The organism is Bdellovibrionales bacterium (assembly GCA_016716765.1).
In the GTDB taxonomy this organism is placed as follows: domain Bacteria; phylum Bdellovibrionota; class Bdellovibrionia; order Bdellovibrionales; family UBA1609; genus JADJVA01.
In genome coordinates this window covers 584,257-599,261 of sequence record JADJVA010000020.1, presented here as the reverse complement: position 1 = coordinate 599,261, position 15,005 = coordinate 584,257, and the positions used below count along the sequence as shown (strand labels likewise).

Here is a 15,005-nt window from a genome sequence, read left to right as displayed (position 1 = left end):
AAGAAGCAAGGCCCCAAGCTGAAATAAGTCCAGGGAAAACAAATACCAGTGATACAAGTAAAATCATCGATGATCGCACTTTGATAGAAAATCATATATCTGAGGTCCATTCAATTGAATCTAAAAGTTGCCGCGTCAGATCAATTTCTTTCCAGTTGGATCGGGAAGAATGTTTCATTTTTCAACAGGAATAACTCGAGATTTGATCTTGGCCGCATAAACTTTTCGAATCCGTCCGTCATCATCTTCGTCGAAGATGTCTCCAACGACTTCCTCTAAGATATCTTCAAGCGTGACGATGCCGAGGCGCTGCCCTTGCTGATTTAGAACAATCGCCATATGATTCTTTTTTCCCTGCAAAAGTTTCATGACTCCGAGTGCAGAATCAGTCGCTTGAATTTTGACAACTGGGCGAATAATAAACTGCCAGTTCGTGTCGCCCAATTCGCGAAGCGCAATGAACTCCTTTGTGTGAAGAACACCTACTATTTTTCCATTATCTTTTACGGGAAGTCGTGTGTGACCGGAATGAATCACAACCTGAAAAACTTCATCTGGTATTGCCGACAAATCAACCACAACAACTTGTGCCCATGGGAGCATGATGTCTTTGATCTGTTTCCTTTCAATATCTGCCATGTTGAGCATAATTCTTTGATGGACAGGTGAAAAACTATCGATTTCGATTGTCGTTTGCTCAGTGGACTGAGTTGATTTTGATCTCGGGAAAAAAATCTTCAAAATTTTTTGTGTCGACCACTCAAGAACCGTGATGACGGGCGAAAAAAACCGATCAGCAATAAAAAGTGCGGGTGCACCAGAGAGAACGATTCGTGTAGGATTACGAAGTGCTAAAGTTTTAGGTACAAGCTCGCCGACAACGACACTCAAGTACGTAATAGGGAGCACGACCAAGAAAAGCGAAAGGGCTTCTGCAGAGAGTTCGCTGAGCGAAAAATGCAGAATAAAGTAGGGTTCAAGGGTTTCGCCTGCTCCAGCGCCTCCAACCGCAGCCGCGATAGCTCCAACCATCGTGATCCCGATTTGAATAATTGAGAGCGTACGTTCAGGACTTTCGCGGAGATCAATTAAAATTTTGGCGTGCTTATTGCCCGATCTTGAAAGGGCACGAAGCTCAGCCCTTGGAATTGAAACAAAGGCCATTTCGTAGGCCGCAAGTAGGGCGTTGATCACAAGACATACCAAAATAATGACTACTTCATCCATTTATGATTCCTGATCATTGTATTTTGAGCGACATCGGCTGATAGCCTGCGAGGAGAGAGACCGACTCCACGAATAATGAGAGATGCAAATGTTGAATATTTAGAAGGTCAGATATGGGCGCGATTAAAAATCCGCCACCGGGGTCTTCGTCCATTGCAAAAAAATATCGCGGGATTTAGGGCCTGTCAATCTCCCTTGGATATTTTGACCGCGGTCTGTCAGGTTGGTTGCCATTCTCAGCTCAATCACAATCCTACAAGAATTCACTGCACATCCTTGGGTTAGGACAACCTCGGGCCAATTGAAAAGCATGTTCAATAAATATTTACATCATTTTTACGCGCCAAATGGGCGCAGACGAACTAAAAGAGGACTTATGGATTTCGTAATTGTCGGTTTTGTTGGGTTAGGTGTTCTTATTTACCTGGGCATCACTTTATTTAACCCGGAAAGGTTTTGAGAGGTGGTCCTATGAAGTTCACCGATGTGACTCAAATCATATTCTATTCTGTTACTTTGATTGCACTGACTCCTCCGCTTGGGGTCTACATGTACAAGGTCTTTGAGGGTCAAAAAACTTTTTTGACTCCGGTACTGGGCTGGCTCGAAACGCTCACATATAGGATCGCGGGCGTCAACGAGAATGAGGACATGAATTGGAGGGACTATGTAAAGGCTCTCCTATGGTTCAATTTTTTTGGTTTTCTGGCGGTGTTCCTGCTGCAAATGTTTCAGCAGACTTTGCCAGTTAACCCGCAAAGCTTGTCGAACGTAACTTGGCATTCTTCGTTCAATACGGCGGTGAGTTTTATGACCAATACCAATTGGCAAGGTTATGGTGGTGAAGTCACGATGTCATATTTGACGCAAATGCTGGGTCTTGGTGTGCAAAACTTCGTGAGTGCGGCAACTGGCGCCGCTGTATTTTTGGCTTTGGCGCGAGGAATTTTAAGAAAATCCGGAAGCACCATTGGAAACTTCTGGATCGATTTAACTCGTACTACGGTTTACGTACTTCTGCCTCTCTCTTTTGTGTTGTCACTGGTTCTCATCAGTCAGGGTGTTGTGCAAAGCTTCGGTTCTTATGCGGAGGTGGCCACTCTAGAAGGAACCAAACAGACGATTCCTCTGGGGCCTGCCGCTTCGCAAATCGCGATTAAACAGCTCGGCACCAACGGGGGCGGATTTTTCAGTGCGAACAGTGCCGTGCCCATGGAGAATCCAACGCCATTTTCCAATTTTCTTCAAATGCTGGCAATCTTGTTGATTCCAGCGGCGCTGACGTACACCTACGGGCGAATGGTAAAATCGCAACGACAGGGTTGGACTCTTTTCGCCGTTATGTTCTTTGTTTGGTTCGGCGGATTGGCGCTGTCCATGTATTCTGAGTACATCACCAATCCGGTTTTTCAGCAGTCGGGAATCATGGAGGGTAAGGAAACCCGGTTTGGTGTGGTGAACAGCTTGATCTGGTCGACTGCCACCACCTCGGCTTCTAATGGTTCGGTAAATGCTATGCACTCAAGCCTCTCGCCGATTGCGGGAGGGGTGGCATTGTTTAATATCATGCTCGGCGAAGTGATTTTTGGTGGCGTGGGAGCAGGGATGTACGGCATGCTTTTATTTGTTCTGCTCACTGTTTTTTTGTCAGGCCTAATGGTCGGCCGCTCACCCGAATATCTCGGTAAAAAGATCGAGGCGCCGGAAGTAAAAATGGCCCTACTTGGGATTCTCGCGCCTTGCGCGGTGATTCTGTTGGGATCGTCCTTGTCCGCGGTCATTCCGGCCGGTCTATCCAGTTTGGCGAACAAGGGTCCGCATGGTCTTTCGGAAATTCTTTATGCCTTCACTTCAGCCGCCGGCAATAACGGCAGCGCCTTTGCGGGATTGAACGCCAACACTCCTTATTACAACGTCATGTTGGCTCTTGCGATGTTGATCGGCCGTTTTGTTGTCATCATTCCGGCACTAGCCATCGCGGGCCAGTTGGTTAAGAAAAAGAGTTCACCTCTAACGGCTGGAACTTTCGCGACTGACACGCCTATATTCGGTGTGCTGCTTGTGGGTGTGATCGTGATTGTTGGCGCTCTGACCTTTTTGCCTGCACTGTCTTTGGGGCCGATTGTTGAGCATTTTTTAATGTTAAAGGGACAGACCTTTTAAGGGGAAATTTATGGCTAAAAGTACATCCAACCAATGGACAAATTCTGAAATTTTGATCCCGGCTCTTAAAGATGCTTTTGTCAAATTGGACCCGCGCGTGCAAATGAGAAATCCTGTCATGTTTGTCACTGAAATCGGAGCATTGATCACCACTTTTTATGCGGTCTTTGGAATCGGCGGGGGATCTCATACCTTTGAGTTTCATATCGCACTGTGGCTGTGGTTTACAGTTTTATTTGCCAATTTCGCCGAGGCGATTGCAGAAGGAAGAGGAAAGGCCCAAGCGGCAGAGTTGCGCAAGACGCGAACCGCGACTCAGGCGCGCTTGTTGAAAAATGGCAAAGAGCCTGAATTCAAAGTGAATGCATCGGAACTCAAAAAAGGCGACATTGTGATTTGCGAGGCCGGAAACCTCATTCCCGGCGACGGGGAAGTCGTTGAAGGCATCGCCAGCGTGGATGAGTCAGCCATCACTGGTGAGTCTGCTCCTGTGATTCGGGAGAGCGGGGGAGACCGCAGCGCAGTGACTGGGGGCACTCGAGTTATCAGCGATCGTATCTTGGTGAAGATTACGGCCGAACAGGGACACGCTTTCCTGGACCGTATGATCGCGCTGGTCGAAGGGGCAAAACGGCAAAAAACTCCCAACGAAATTGCCTTAAGTATTGTTTTGTCCGGACTGACGATTGTTTTCTTATTGGCAGTTATGACATTGAAGCCATTTGCAGACTACAGTGGGGCAGCGGCTGGCCAAGATCTTTCTCCTCTTGTGACGGTGCCGGTGTTGATAGCTCTCCTTGTGTGCTTGATTCCAACCACGATCGGCGGATTACTGAGCGCTATTGGTATTAGCGGCATGGATAGGCTGATCCGCCGCAATGTCATTGCCACCAGCGGGCGTTCGGTCGAGGCAGCGGGCGATATCGACGTCTTGTTGCTCGACAAAACGGGAACCATCACCCTCGGAAATCGCATGGCCACCGCGTTTTTACCCATGAAAGGTGTGAGTATTGAACGGCTGGCCGAGGCTGCGCAACTGGCTTCGCTTTCGGACGAGACCCCTGAAGGGCGTTCAATTGTCGTTCTGGCCAAAGAGAAATTTGCCTTTAGAGCCAAAACTTTGCAGCCTCACGAGGCCAAGTTTATTCCCTTTTCAGCGCAAACTCGAATGAGTGGAATCGACCTTCAGGAAAACGGAAAGTTGCGCTCCATTCGCAAGGGTGCGGGAGACTCAATCAAAGCTCTCGTTCAGTCGAACGGAGGGACGCTTTCACGGGAACTCGATATTGTGATTGGGGATATCGCGAAGAAAGGTCAAACCCCCATTGTGGTCTCTGAGGGACCTGAAGTTCTGGGGGTTGTGCAGTTAAAGGATATTGTCAAAGGTGGAATCAAAGAACGCTTTGCCGAGCTGAGAAAAATGGGCATTCGCACGGTGATGATCACAGGCGACAATGCGATGACGGCAGCGGCCATTGCCGCCGAGGCTGGCGTTGATGATTTCATGGCTCAGGCCACACCTGAAGCAAAGCTGAAGCGCATTCGTGAGGAGCAAGGAAAAGGACATTTAGTGGCCATGACGGGCGACGGCACGAACGACGCTCCCGCCTTGGCGCAGGCGGATGTGGGTGTGGCCATGAACACCGGCACCCAAGCTGCGCGTGAAGCTGGAAATATGGTCGACCTCGACAGCAATCCGACCAAATTGATTGAAATTGTAGAAATTGGCAAACAGCTTTTAATGACTCGCGGGTCACTCACAACTTTTAGCATTGCCAATGACGTCGCGAAGTATTTCGCCATTCTGCCGGCCCTCTTTGGCTCGCTGTACCTCATGGGCGGAATGAAGGAGGGGCCTCTTGCGGCCTTAAACGTGATGGGTTTAACTTCTCCGGAAAGTGCCATATTGAGTGCTGTGATTTTTAATGCACTGATTATCGTGGCTCTGATTCCTTTGGCATTGAAGGGAGTTCAGTATCGCGCGATGGGCGCTTCCCTTGTGTTGCAGCGAAATCTCTTGATTTATGGACTTGGCGGTTTGATTGCTCCCTTTATCGGTATTAAAATCATTGACGTCCTGATCAGTGCCATTGGACTCGTGTGAACAGAAAGGGTCTTTTATGAAACACATTATTCCTGCAATTCGGATGTTGATCTTTATGACAGTCCTGACTGGCCTCGGTTATCCGCTCCTCGTCACAGTTGTTGGGCAGGTCTTATTCAAGCGGCAGGCCAATGGCAGTATGGCTCTCAGTGGTGATGTGACCGTTGGCTCCTGGCTTGTGGCGCAGAACTTTGAAGGTCCCAAGTATTTTTGGCCAAGGCCTTCCGGCGCAAGCTTCAATCCTCTGCCTTCGAGTGGAGGCAACCAGGGTCAAATAAGCGCCAGTCTGAAAACGGCTGTTGATGAGAGAAAAGCAAGATTGAAGGTCGCGCATCCCGAAATGGGTGAGCCGCCGCAAGACTTGTTGTTCGCCTCAGGAAGTGGTTTAGACCCTGAGATAAGTCCAGAAGCGGCCCGCTATCAGCTCTCAAGGGTGGCTACGGCCAGAGGAATGAATAAGGCTCAAGTTAAAAAACTGATCGACCAATTAACAAAAGGTCGCCAATTCGGATTTTTTGGGGAACCACGGGTGAATGTCCTAGCACTCAATGTGGCCCTTGATGAGAGCCAGGGAATCAAGAGTTCGCCGAGTGGCGAAGCTCCTCCAGCTGGAGAATAAAAATGACAAACGATGGACGTCCAGATCCCGATGCTCTTCTTCGCGCCATCAGCGAGGAAGAGCGAAGAGCCAAAAATGCCGTTTTAAGAGTTTTTCTCGGCATGTCGGCCGGGGTTGGGAAGACCTATGCGATGTTACGGGCGGCCCGGGAACGTTTCAAGGAGGGGACGGATGTTGTCATTGGAGTGGTGGAAACCCACGGTCGCGTTGAGACCATGGCGCTAACGGAATCATTACCAATGATCGCGCAAAAACAAATTGAATATAAGGGTGTCACACTTCAAGAAATGGACCTAGACGCCATTCTCGCTAAGAAACCAAACATTGTACTGGTTGATGAACTGGCTCACACCAACGCTCCAGGTTCACGTCATCAAAAGCGTTACCAGGATGTGATCGAACTCCTCGATGCGGGAATTGACGTCTATACCACTGTGAATGTGCAACATTTGGAAAGTCGCAAGGATCTTGTCGAACAAATCACTGGCGTTCCCATCAGGGAAACCGTACCAGATTCCATTCTGGAGCGGGCCGCACAAATTGAACTCGTCGACATAACCCCTAATGATCTTTTGCGGCGGCTCAGCGAGGGAAAAGTTTACCTGGGCGACAAGAAGGAAACGGCGGCCAAAAATTTTTTCAAGCCGAATAGTTTGACTGCTCTCCGCGAGATTGCACTTCGGGTTACGGCTGAACGGGTGGATCAAGAGCTTCAACAGTTTCAGGGTCTCAAACAAAACTTAGGTCCCTGGCAGACCAATGAGCGAATGATGGTGGCCGTGAGTCACAGCCCCTATTCAGAGCGACTCATCCGAACCACGAGGAGGCTCGCCTACAACCTTGAGGCGCCTTGGATCGCAGTTCACGTTGACACTGGAGTTCCATTGAATGACGAGGATCAGGCTCAATTAACAAAAAATATTGCACTGGCGCGGGAGCTGAAGGCTGAAGTGGTGACGACGACCGATACCGACGTCCCAGCTGCTCTTCGCCGGATCGCGCGGCAAAAAAATGTCACTCAGGTCGTTGTTGGCCGTCCGACAAAACGATTTTTTCGAGATCTGCTTGAGGGAGGGACGCTTCTCGATCGACTGGTACGGGAAATTGGTGAAATTGATGTGCATGTCATTAGGCAGGATGGAATTTCAATCTATAAGCCTCTCCTGATCACAAAAATCGAACACTACAGCAGTCCCTTTAGCTATTGGAATGCAATTTGGTTTCTGCTGGGAACTTCATTCTTAAATGGAATGTTAGAGCCCCTGATCGGTTATCGTGCGGTTGGCTTTCTATTTTTGCTCGGCGTATTAGGGGTTGGACTGGTTTCAACCATTGGTCCAACGTTTTTCGTCGCAACCTTGAGTGCACTTGTATGGAATTACTTTTTTATTCCTCCACGTCTCACTTTTGCAGTCAATGAGCCAGAAGATGGGGTTTTGATTTTTATCTACTTAGTGGCGGCACTGGTCACAGGTTACCTCACCAGTAGAGTTCGGGCCCACGAACGGATCTTGCGGGACCGCGAGGACAGAACTAACGCTCTATTCGAAGTGTCGCAGGATATCGCCGGCAGCCGGATTAAGGAGGAGTTCGTGGCCAAAATCAATACGCGCGTCGGCCGGCTTTTAGATGGAGAATGCGGAATTGTGCTGGCGTCAGAAGAGCGCAAACTTTCCGTGAACGATAATAAAAATTATTCGCCGCGCCCCCCACTCTCCGAGAAAGAAAAAGCCGTGGCTATGTGGGCGTTTGAGTCCGGAAAGGTGGCCGGATGGTCCACTGATACTCTGTCTGAGTCAAATGCGCTCTACGTCCCATTGAAAGCGCCCGACGAAACGGTCGGCGTGTTGGTTTACCAGCCGAGGACAAAACGAAAACTCAATTTAGAAAAAGAGAATATTCTCCATTCGATAGCCAGCCAATTGGCAGTTTCATTGCAGCGTCACTTTTTTGAAAAGCGGTTGAGAGAGTCAGATCGTCTCAAGGAATCAGAGAAGATTCATGAGACACTTTTAAATTCCATTTCCCATGAAATGCGAACGCCATTGACCGCAGTCATTGGTACAGCAGCTGCATTGGAGGACGAAGCCAACTCAAAAAATCCAGAGTACGTCCGTGCGCTCGCGGGAAGTCTTCTTGAGGCAGGCGACCGCCTCAATAGGGTTATTGAGAATCTCTTGGATATGAGCCGCCTCAACTCAGGCGCGCTGGCTCTTAAACTGGAATGGCATGATGTTTCCGATCTTGTCGGTGTGACATTAAAAAAACTTGGAAAAAATTTGAATCAGCACCGAGTCGAAATTGAAATTCCCAAGGATCTTCCCTTGGTGCAGATGGACTTTAGATTGATGGAGCATGCGCTGGCCAATCTCTTGTTGAATGCCGCCGCCTACAGCCCGCATGGGACATCCATTCGGATTTTAGCCAGAAAAACGAACTTTGCCTTGTGTCTTGCGGTTGAAGATCAAGGGCCAGGAGTTCCTGAAAATCTTTTGGACAAAGTTTTCGAAAAATTCTTTCGGGTGCCTGGCACGCCGACAGGTGGAGTGGGACTCGGACTTTCCATCGTTAAAAATATTGTTGAATTTCACAAGGGGAGAGTCGGGGTGGAGAATCGTCCACAGGGCGGTGCCCGGTTTACGATCGAGTTACCGCTCACGGAGGCACCACCTGTTCCGAAGGAGGATTCATGACTGAAACAAAACCACGAGTTTTGGTGATTGATGACGAAGCCGCGATTCGCAATACTTTACGTCTCAGTTTAATGAATCAAGGCTTTGAGCTCGCAGAAGCAGATAGTGGTAGGGGCGGGCTCGATAGGGCTGCGGAGTTTCATCCGCATCTTATTATTTTGGATCTCGGGCTACCCGACATCAGTGGATTAGAAGTTCTTAAATCACTCCGAAAATGGACAGCTATCCCGGTGATCATATTGACCGTGACTGATGATGAGCCCACTAAAGTTTTACTTTTAGATGCGGGGGCGGATGACTATTTGACTAAACCTTTTGGAACTCCCGAACTCCTTGCGCGCATCAGGGTGAGCCTGAGGCATCATAACTCACTCGAGGCCACGCCGATTTTTAGGTCAGGCGATCTTGAAGTGGATCTCAATAAACGCCAAGTGAAAGTGGGGCTGGAGATCGTCAAGTTAACAGCTACCGAATATGAGCTGTTGAGTGCACTCATTAGAAATCAGGGGAAAGTGGTGCCGCAAGCTCAGCTCTTAGAAGGTGTGTGGGGAAAAAACGCCGCGGACCAAACTCACTATTTAAGAATTTATGTCGCTCAACTTCGCAAGAAGATCGAGATCGTTACCTCTCATCCGGCACATATTCTTACGGAACCAGGAATTGGCTACAGAATAGTCTAGTGAGAAGGCCGGGTCTTTTCAGGTTCCTCATTGATTTGTTCCTTACACTTCTCCTTGCAGTTGGAATATCTCGGCAACAAATGCCCTGGAGGGCAGACTATCACACATTTTCTATATATACCTCATTCGTGGCGTTTTTTTAAGAGTGTCTAGGGGATTATTGAGTGTTGCAATCATATTGGAAGGAGGTGCTTGTTTTACCAAAGAATTATCGCTATTTGTGAGATGGGCCAGCTTTTCGGTGAAAAAAAGAGGAAAGGATTTATCGTGGTACCAGATTATAATAAAATTCAGTTTCCTGCGCACCTCAAGAAGTATGTCGTAAGCCAAGATTACGGGCGTTACACCCCCGAGGACCAAGCCGTTTGGCGCTACATCTTGCGTCGACTGACTAACTATCTGTCTCAAAAGGCTCATCCTTGCTATTTAGAGGGGATGGAGAGATCTGGAATTTCAATTGAATCCATACCACGAATAGAAGACATGAATAGTAGGCTTGCTGAATTTGGATGGGGGGCAGTTTCTGTGAGTGGTTTTATCCCTCCGGCTGCTTTTATGGAGTTTCAATCCTTGGGCTTACTTCCTATTGCTTGTGACATGAGATCAATTGATCATCTGCTCTACACGCCTGCTCCTGACATTGTTCATGAAGCCGCCGGGCATGCTCCAATGCTCGTGGACCCGGCCTACGCGCGCTACCTGCGGCGATATGCTGAGATTGCAAGCAAGGCAATCATCAGCAAAGAGGACTTGGCGCAATATGAAGCCATTCGGATATTGAGTGATTGCAAAGAAAATCCTGACAGTGAGCCCAGTGACATCGCGGAGGCATTGGAAAAACTGAATGAGGCCACTCTTGCCATTTCCTATGTTTCGGAGGCGGCCTACCTGGGACGTATGAATTGGTGGACAGCAGAGTATGGACTTATTGGAGATTTAGGTGAACCCAAAATATTTGGAGCAGGGCTTCTTTCATCCTTAGGAGAATCGCTGACTTGCTTAGAGGAGAAGATACCGAAACTACCTTTGACTTTACACTGTCTTGATTATCCTTACGATATTACGGAGCCGCAGCCCCAGCTTTTTGTAACACCATCTTTTGAAGTACTTGAGAACGTACTGAGGAAGCTCGGCTCCCAAATGGCGTTCAAGCAGGGAGGGCTCATCGGCTTAGAGAAAGCTCTCGCGGCAAAAACTGTTAATACGATCGAACTCAATTCGGGACTTCAGATTTCGGGAATTCTTTCATCTTATCATTCGGCTCAAGTAGCAGGTCTTATTGAACCCATTTTTTTTAGTTTCAAAGGGCCGACACAGCTTTGCCTGCAGGGAAGTCAGCTTGATGGTCATGGCACTGACTACCACTCTGAGGGTTTCAGTTCTCCTGTTGGCTTGCTTAAAAATGAAAACAGATGTCTTTCAGTTATGGACAGCCAGGATTTGCAAAGACTTGGTTTGGTGGTTGACTCGACAGCGACTCTTTGTTTTGCATCGGGAATTATTGTGATCGGATTGGTGAGAAAAATAGTCCGCAAGAATGGCCAAATTATTTTGATTGGGTTTGATCAATGCACGGTGAAGAGAGGTGATGAGTTTCTTTTTAAACCGGAATGGGGAGTTTTCGACCTAGGGGTAGGAAGTCTGATTGCTTCTGTTTTTGGAGGACCAGCAGATCGAATACGGCACGGCACACTTGACGACTTTGTTGCGAAGAGAGTTCAGCACAGAATATATTCCCCTGAACAAATCACGGCATTTTCACTCTATCAAGAAATTAGAAACGTACGTTTGAACGTCAATGATTCAATTTCTGAATCTGAAAGTGCAATGAAGTTAGTCAAAACATATTTCGACTCGTTTCGTCAGCATTGGCTCATGGGAGTGGAGCTACTTGAGTTATCGCTGGCACTTAAATTGTCTGAAACTACCCACCACCTAGAATCTCATTTGAAAAATAATTTCAATGGCTTCTCTTCTGACGTGCGTGACTGTATTCAAGTTGGAATCCGTTTGGCTCGAGAAATAGGAATACCGGCCCGACTCAAGTCTAGATTGGAGTGAAAACTAAATGCCTGGTTGCTGGAAACGGCGTCGGCGATTTTATTATTTCTGAGAAGTCATCGCATAATTCAAGAATAGGAGATCAAAATATGAAAATATTCGTTGTCATGATGGGAACCCTGCTTATAAGCGCACATGCCGGAGCTGAGGGGCCTTGTGCTAAGGATCGAGAGTCCTTTTGCTCAGGTGTCCAAGCCGGAGAAGGTCGCATCGTAAAATGTCTAAAAGATAACGAGGACAAGCTATCATCCGAGTGTAAGTCGTCCTTTGAACAGAGCAAGGCCCAGCGAAAGGAAATTAAGTTGGCCTGTCACGATGATGCTGAAACACTTTGTCCCGGCCTGAGCAAGAGAGAATTATTGAAGTGCCTAAGATCGAAAAAGGACGAAGTTTCCGAAAAATGCAGAAGCGAATGGAAGGAACTGAAGGAAATAAAAAAGGGACGAAGATAATCATGTCGGAAGTAGGTACTCGAAAGCATGGATGAACAGAACTAAAGGCCAGAACTAAAGGCCAGAACTAAAGGCCAGGGGTAAAGGCCAGGGCTAAAAGTTTAGTTCGCCCGAGCTAGACTTTGCCCGTTGATGCAAATGCCGATCTATATGTGTGATAAATTTTACTTTCTCCTGTTTTTTGATCGCTTTCGTTTTGGTTAGCACAGTTGCCTGTGAAAAAAAGGAAGGAGCCTTTTTTGTCGGGGCCTTGGGCTTGGACTCTGATCGCATAATTTTGGCGAGCCAATCAGCGACCGTTTTGACGGTCACCTCTTATGATTTAAATGGAAATCTAATTGCTACTTTGGCAGACTATTACGCAGAAACAAACGGCCCACGTGGCTTGGCTGTATTTGACAGTCTCCACTTTCTTTTGAGCTTAGAAGGAAATGATCGAGTGGACTTGGTTCACATGGGTGGAGGTGGACGCCTACCCTATCTCGCCAGCTCCTTTTTGACGGGCACAATTGGCAAGCTGATTCGGCATCCTACAACCAATGATCTTTTTATTATCGAAGCGGGAACGTCCATTGAGCGATTTGATCTTTCGGGGACAAGAATCCCACAAACCGGTAACGCCTTCATTCAGGGCGCGTTGGCTCCCTGTGCGGCTCCGGCAACCGCGCGATCCGTTGTCGTGAATAACAGTGGCGAGCTTTTGGTGATTCAATCCGGAGCGACGGCGGCTTTTCGACTCACAATAGGACCGACCGTGGCATCAGCCTGCGCCGTTGCCACATTGACAAACGCTGCCAACGATCTTGTCAATCACTCAGATGGCAATATCTACTATGCCGGTACGAACAGTACAATTTATCGAGCGAGTCAGACTCTTACGGGATCGACCGTAATCTTTAACAACGCTGCGACGATTGCTTTGCCGACGGCGATGGCTGAACTTCCAAACGGAAACCTCATTATTGCCTCCGATACAACCGACTCGGTTGAGGTCATCACGACCAGCGGAACCTACGTTGGCAGTCTCATCAAAAATATTCACACAACAGGTTCACAGCATTCTGGTGGTGCGTGGCCAATGACGAGAAAAGTAGTTTTTGTCATCCTGCTTTTTTCTCTAAATGGGCAAGCTGGCGCAAAGGCTCCGGCTACCTCTGCCAAGGCAGGTGGGAGCAAAGCAAGTGCTGGAAAGTACTTTCTAGGAGCTGAAGTTCAACTTGGCTATCCATTTATGAATTTAAAAAATCCCGACGGAGAGAAAGCCTATTACGACGGAGTTGGGATGCGGCTTAATGTCAATATTCCCATTTTAGATTTTGCCGATACGGACGTCTATCTCATCGCGGGTGTGAAATATTTTGATCTTGTCAATACAGCAAACGATGCAAGTCAATATGAGGCCTCCAATCTCATAGGACCCGGGGCGGGAATTTCTCTTCGCTACACAAAGATCATACTAGGCGCCCAATACTATCAAATGTGGGGACGGCACTTTGCAACGGGAGCCTTTTCTGATCGCACCAGCTATGCCTTTCAGGCCATTGACTATTTTGGTGGTCTAAATTATCAATTTGGCCGCTTAGGCGTGGGACTTATTTATTTTACCTCATCGGCCGTGATTGATAAGACTCACACGGGCCTTGAATCCGATACCTCACTCCAAAGTAGTATGATTTCATTGCAGTTCACTTTTAACATGGGCGAAACTTTGTGGCAAATTCTCGGTGGCTTGTTTTGAACCAGGTGAGAGTGATCTCATATTATAAAAAGAGCCAGTGTCGCCGGAGATCCTGCCGTGGGTAGAAAAGGGCATGGATGATATCTTCCCCCCGTCCCTCTAAACTCTCATTGAATTGCTTTGGCCCGATTTCTACGTATCGCATTTTCATCGACTTTGACGTAATCCACCCAAAATTCAGCATTAGGAACATAAGGTATTTTTAGCTTTTCGTTGATTGTTACGGTCAGAGTTTTCGGATTGTAGTTCCACCCAGGACCTGGTGCAACTCGAGAATCTCCATAGTATAAAATTAAGGTTCCTTCCTGTGGAATGGAGGGAAGAACAATCTGCAGCTTCTTAAATTTCTTCCTAATATCTGATCCAATACTCGCTAAATGGTTCCCAAAATTTTCATCGCAGATAGGGAACACTCTGCCCTCAGTCGTCCCATATACTCGATTGATCGCCTGCAAAATCTTGTCTGGACGATGAGCGTAGGATTCTATGTGACATGGTTTTATCGCAACAACCGCGTAGAGATCTGTTCGATTGAGGCCCACAAGTCTATCGATCCCCGTGATAAACGAGTCCACTCCGACATGATGACTCGAATCCTCTTCATCTGAAACGATAACAATAACTAATTGAGAGTCGGGACGAATAAAATCTCCATTGATTTTGTTCATTTCGGGACTCAATCCTTTGAGGATGGGCGAAAACATTTCTTCGATTTCGGGACCGCCCTCGCTGGTTTTTAGGGTTCCAACCCGAAGGGCGTTCCGCAAAGTCTCTTTTGCGCCTTCAGAACGTGTGATAAAAGGTGATCGAAGCTTTCCTTCAGGGTAGCATTCGACAACTTTACCTGATTCATCTATTGATCCGTTATTGAGTCTGACAGGAGTATTACATAGGCTTTGCTCAAAATGGGAATCGTAGACAGTCAGGACTCCCACTCTGTAATCAATAAAGGCATTTTCTCCAAAGCTATCTACAAACTTATCAATACCTGCGATGAGTCGATCCTGCTCATTCAGCATACTCTCAGAGTTATCAATTAGAAAAACAATATCCACTTTGGACTTCAGTTCAAATTTTGGAGATTGACCTTGAGATTTGTCTGCATGCAGTTGTACAGGAGGGGCTGCCAAATAGGCAGACGGGCTTCCTTGGCAGCCAAGGCAGAGTGAAGCAATTAGGCCACATGCTACAAGAAAGGATGATTTTCTTGAATTTGTGCGGAGCACACTCGATATTTGACTAAGATCCAATTCAATATTTTTCATATT

The 15,005-nt window shown here is 47.5% G+C and carries 11 protein-coding genes; 9 read left to right on the top strand and 2 right to left on the bottom strand.

Features of this window, described 5'->3' with window-relative positions; translation table 11 throughout:
- Nucleotides 1–174: 174 nt before the first annotated feature.
- Nucleotides 175–1,227, bottom strand: coding sequence for an HlyC/CorC family transporter (locus IPL83_11485; GenBank protein ID MBK9039768.1), 1,053 nt, complete (start codon nucleotides 1,225–1,227; stop codon nucleotides 175–177).
- Between the two features lie 301 nt (nucleotides 1,228–1,528).
- On the opposite strand from IPL83_11485, the gene IPL83_11480 reads away from it, so the two are divergent.
- From IPL83_11480 to IPL83_11440, 9 genes are all read left to right on the top strand, one after another.
- Nucleotides 1,529–1,687: a potassium-transporting ATPase subunit F gene (locus IPL83_11480; protein ID MBK9039767.1), complete on the top strand. Its 159-nt coding sequence runs from the start codon at nucleotides 1,529–1,531 to the stop codon at nucleotides 1,685–1,687.
- An 11-nt stretch (nucleotides 1,688–1,698) separates the two neighbouring features.
- On the top strand, nucleotides 1,699–3,390 hold the full coding sequence (kdpA, locus tag IPL83_11475) for a potassium-transporting ATPase subunit KdpA (protein MBK9039766.1): 1,692 nt from the start codon (nucleotides 1,699–1,701) through the stop codon (nucleotides 3,388–3,390).
- A 10-nt stretch (nucleotides 3,391–3,400) separates the two neighbouring features.
- Entirely contained in the window at nucleotides 3,401–5,494 is a 2,094-nt protein-coding gene (gene kdpB / locus IPL83_11470; protein ID MBK9039765.1) for a potassium-transporting ATPase subunit KdpB, read from the top strand.
- 16 nt (nucleotides 5,495–5,510) lie between these two features.
- A complete protein-coding gene (gene kdpC, locus IPL83_11465) occupies nucleotides 5,511–6,113 on the top strand; it encodes a potassium-transporting ATPase subunit KdpC (GenBank protein ID MBK9039764.1) in 603 nt (200 codons plus the stop codon).
- A gap of 2 nt (nucleotides 6,114–6,115) precedes the next feature.
- The gene (locus tag IPL83_11460; protein MBK9039763.1) at nucleotides 6,116–8,806 is read left to right on the top strand and encodes a sensor histidine kinase KdpD; all 2,691 of its coding nucleotides are present in this window, start codon (nucleotides 6,116–6,118) and stop codon (nucleotides 8,804–8,806) included.
- Entirely contained in the window at nucleotides 8,803–9,486 is a 684-nt protein-coding gene (locus IPL83_11455; GenBank protein ID MBK9039762.1) for a response regulator, read from the top strand. The genes IPL83_11460 and IPL83_11455 overlap by 4 nt, the downstream gene beginning before the upstream one ends.
- A gap of 267 nt (nucleotides 9,487–9,753) precedes the next feature.
- Entirely contained in the window at nucleotides 9,754–11,547 is a 1,794-nt protein-coding gene (locus IPL83_11450) for an aromatic amino acid hydroxylase (GenBank protein ID MBK9039761.1), read from the top strand.
- Between the two features lie 89 nt (nucleotides 11,548–11,636).
- Nucleotides 11,637–11,999, top strand: a complete 363-nt coding sequence (locus IPL83_11445) for a hypothetical protein (protein ID MBK9039760.1) — start codon at nucleotides 11,637–11,639, stop codon at nucleotides 11,997–11,999.
- Nucleotides 12,000–12,153: 154 nt separating this feature from the next.
- Nucleotides 12,154–13,737: a hypothetical protein gene (locus tag IPL83_11440; GenBank protein MBK9039759.1), complete on the top strand. Its 1,584-nt coding sequence runs from the start codon at nucleotides 12,154–12,156 to the stop codon at nucleotides 13,735–13,737.
- Between the two features lie 107 nt (nucleotides 13,738–13,844).
- Here IPL83_11440 and IPL83_11435 read toward each other — a convergent pair whose 3' ends face one another.
- Entirely contained in the window at nucleotides 13,845–15,002 is a 1,158-nt protein-coding gene (locus IPL83_11435) for a VWA domain-containing protein (protein ID MBK9039758.1), read from the bottom strand.
- Between the last annotated feature and the right edge of the window lie 3 nt (nucleotides 15,003–15,005).

Bases quoted from the DNA above. Each gene is read 5' to 3' on its own strand.
- IPL83_11485 (MBK9039768.1), bottom strand. From the start codon at position 1,227: ATGGATGAAGTAGTCATTATTTTGGTATGTCTTGTGATCAACGCCCTA.
- kdpA (MBK9039766.1), top strand. From the start codon at position 1,699: ATGAAGTTCACCGATGTGACTCAAATCATATTCTATTCTGTTACTTTG.
- kdpB (MBK9039765.1), top strand. From the start codon at position 3,401: ATGGCTAAAAGTACATCCAACCAATGGACAAATTCTGAAATTTTGATC.
- kdpC (MBK9039764.1), top strand. From the start codon at position 5,511: ATGAAACACATTATTCCTGCAATTCGGATGTTGATCTTTATGACAGTC.
- IPL83_11460 (MBK9039763.1), top strand. From the start codon at position 6,116: ATGACAAACGATGGACGTCCAGATCCCGATGCTCTTCTTCGCGCCATC.
- IPL83_11455 (MBK9039762.1), top strand. From the start codon at position 8,803: ATGACTGAAACAAAACCACGAGTTTTGGTGATTGATGACGAAGCCGCG.
- IPL83_11445 (MBK9039760.1), top strand. From the start codon at position 11,637: ATGAAAATATTCGTTGTCATGATGGGAACCCTGCTTATAAGCGCACAT.
- IPL83_11435 (MBK9039758.1), bottom strand. From the start codon at position 15,002: ATGAAAAATATTGAATTGGATCTTAGTCAAATATCGAGTGTGCTCCGC.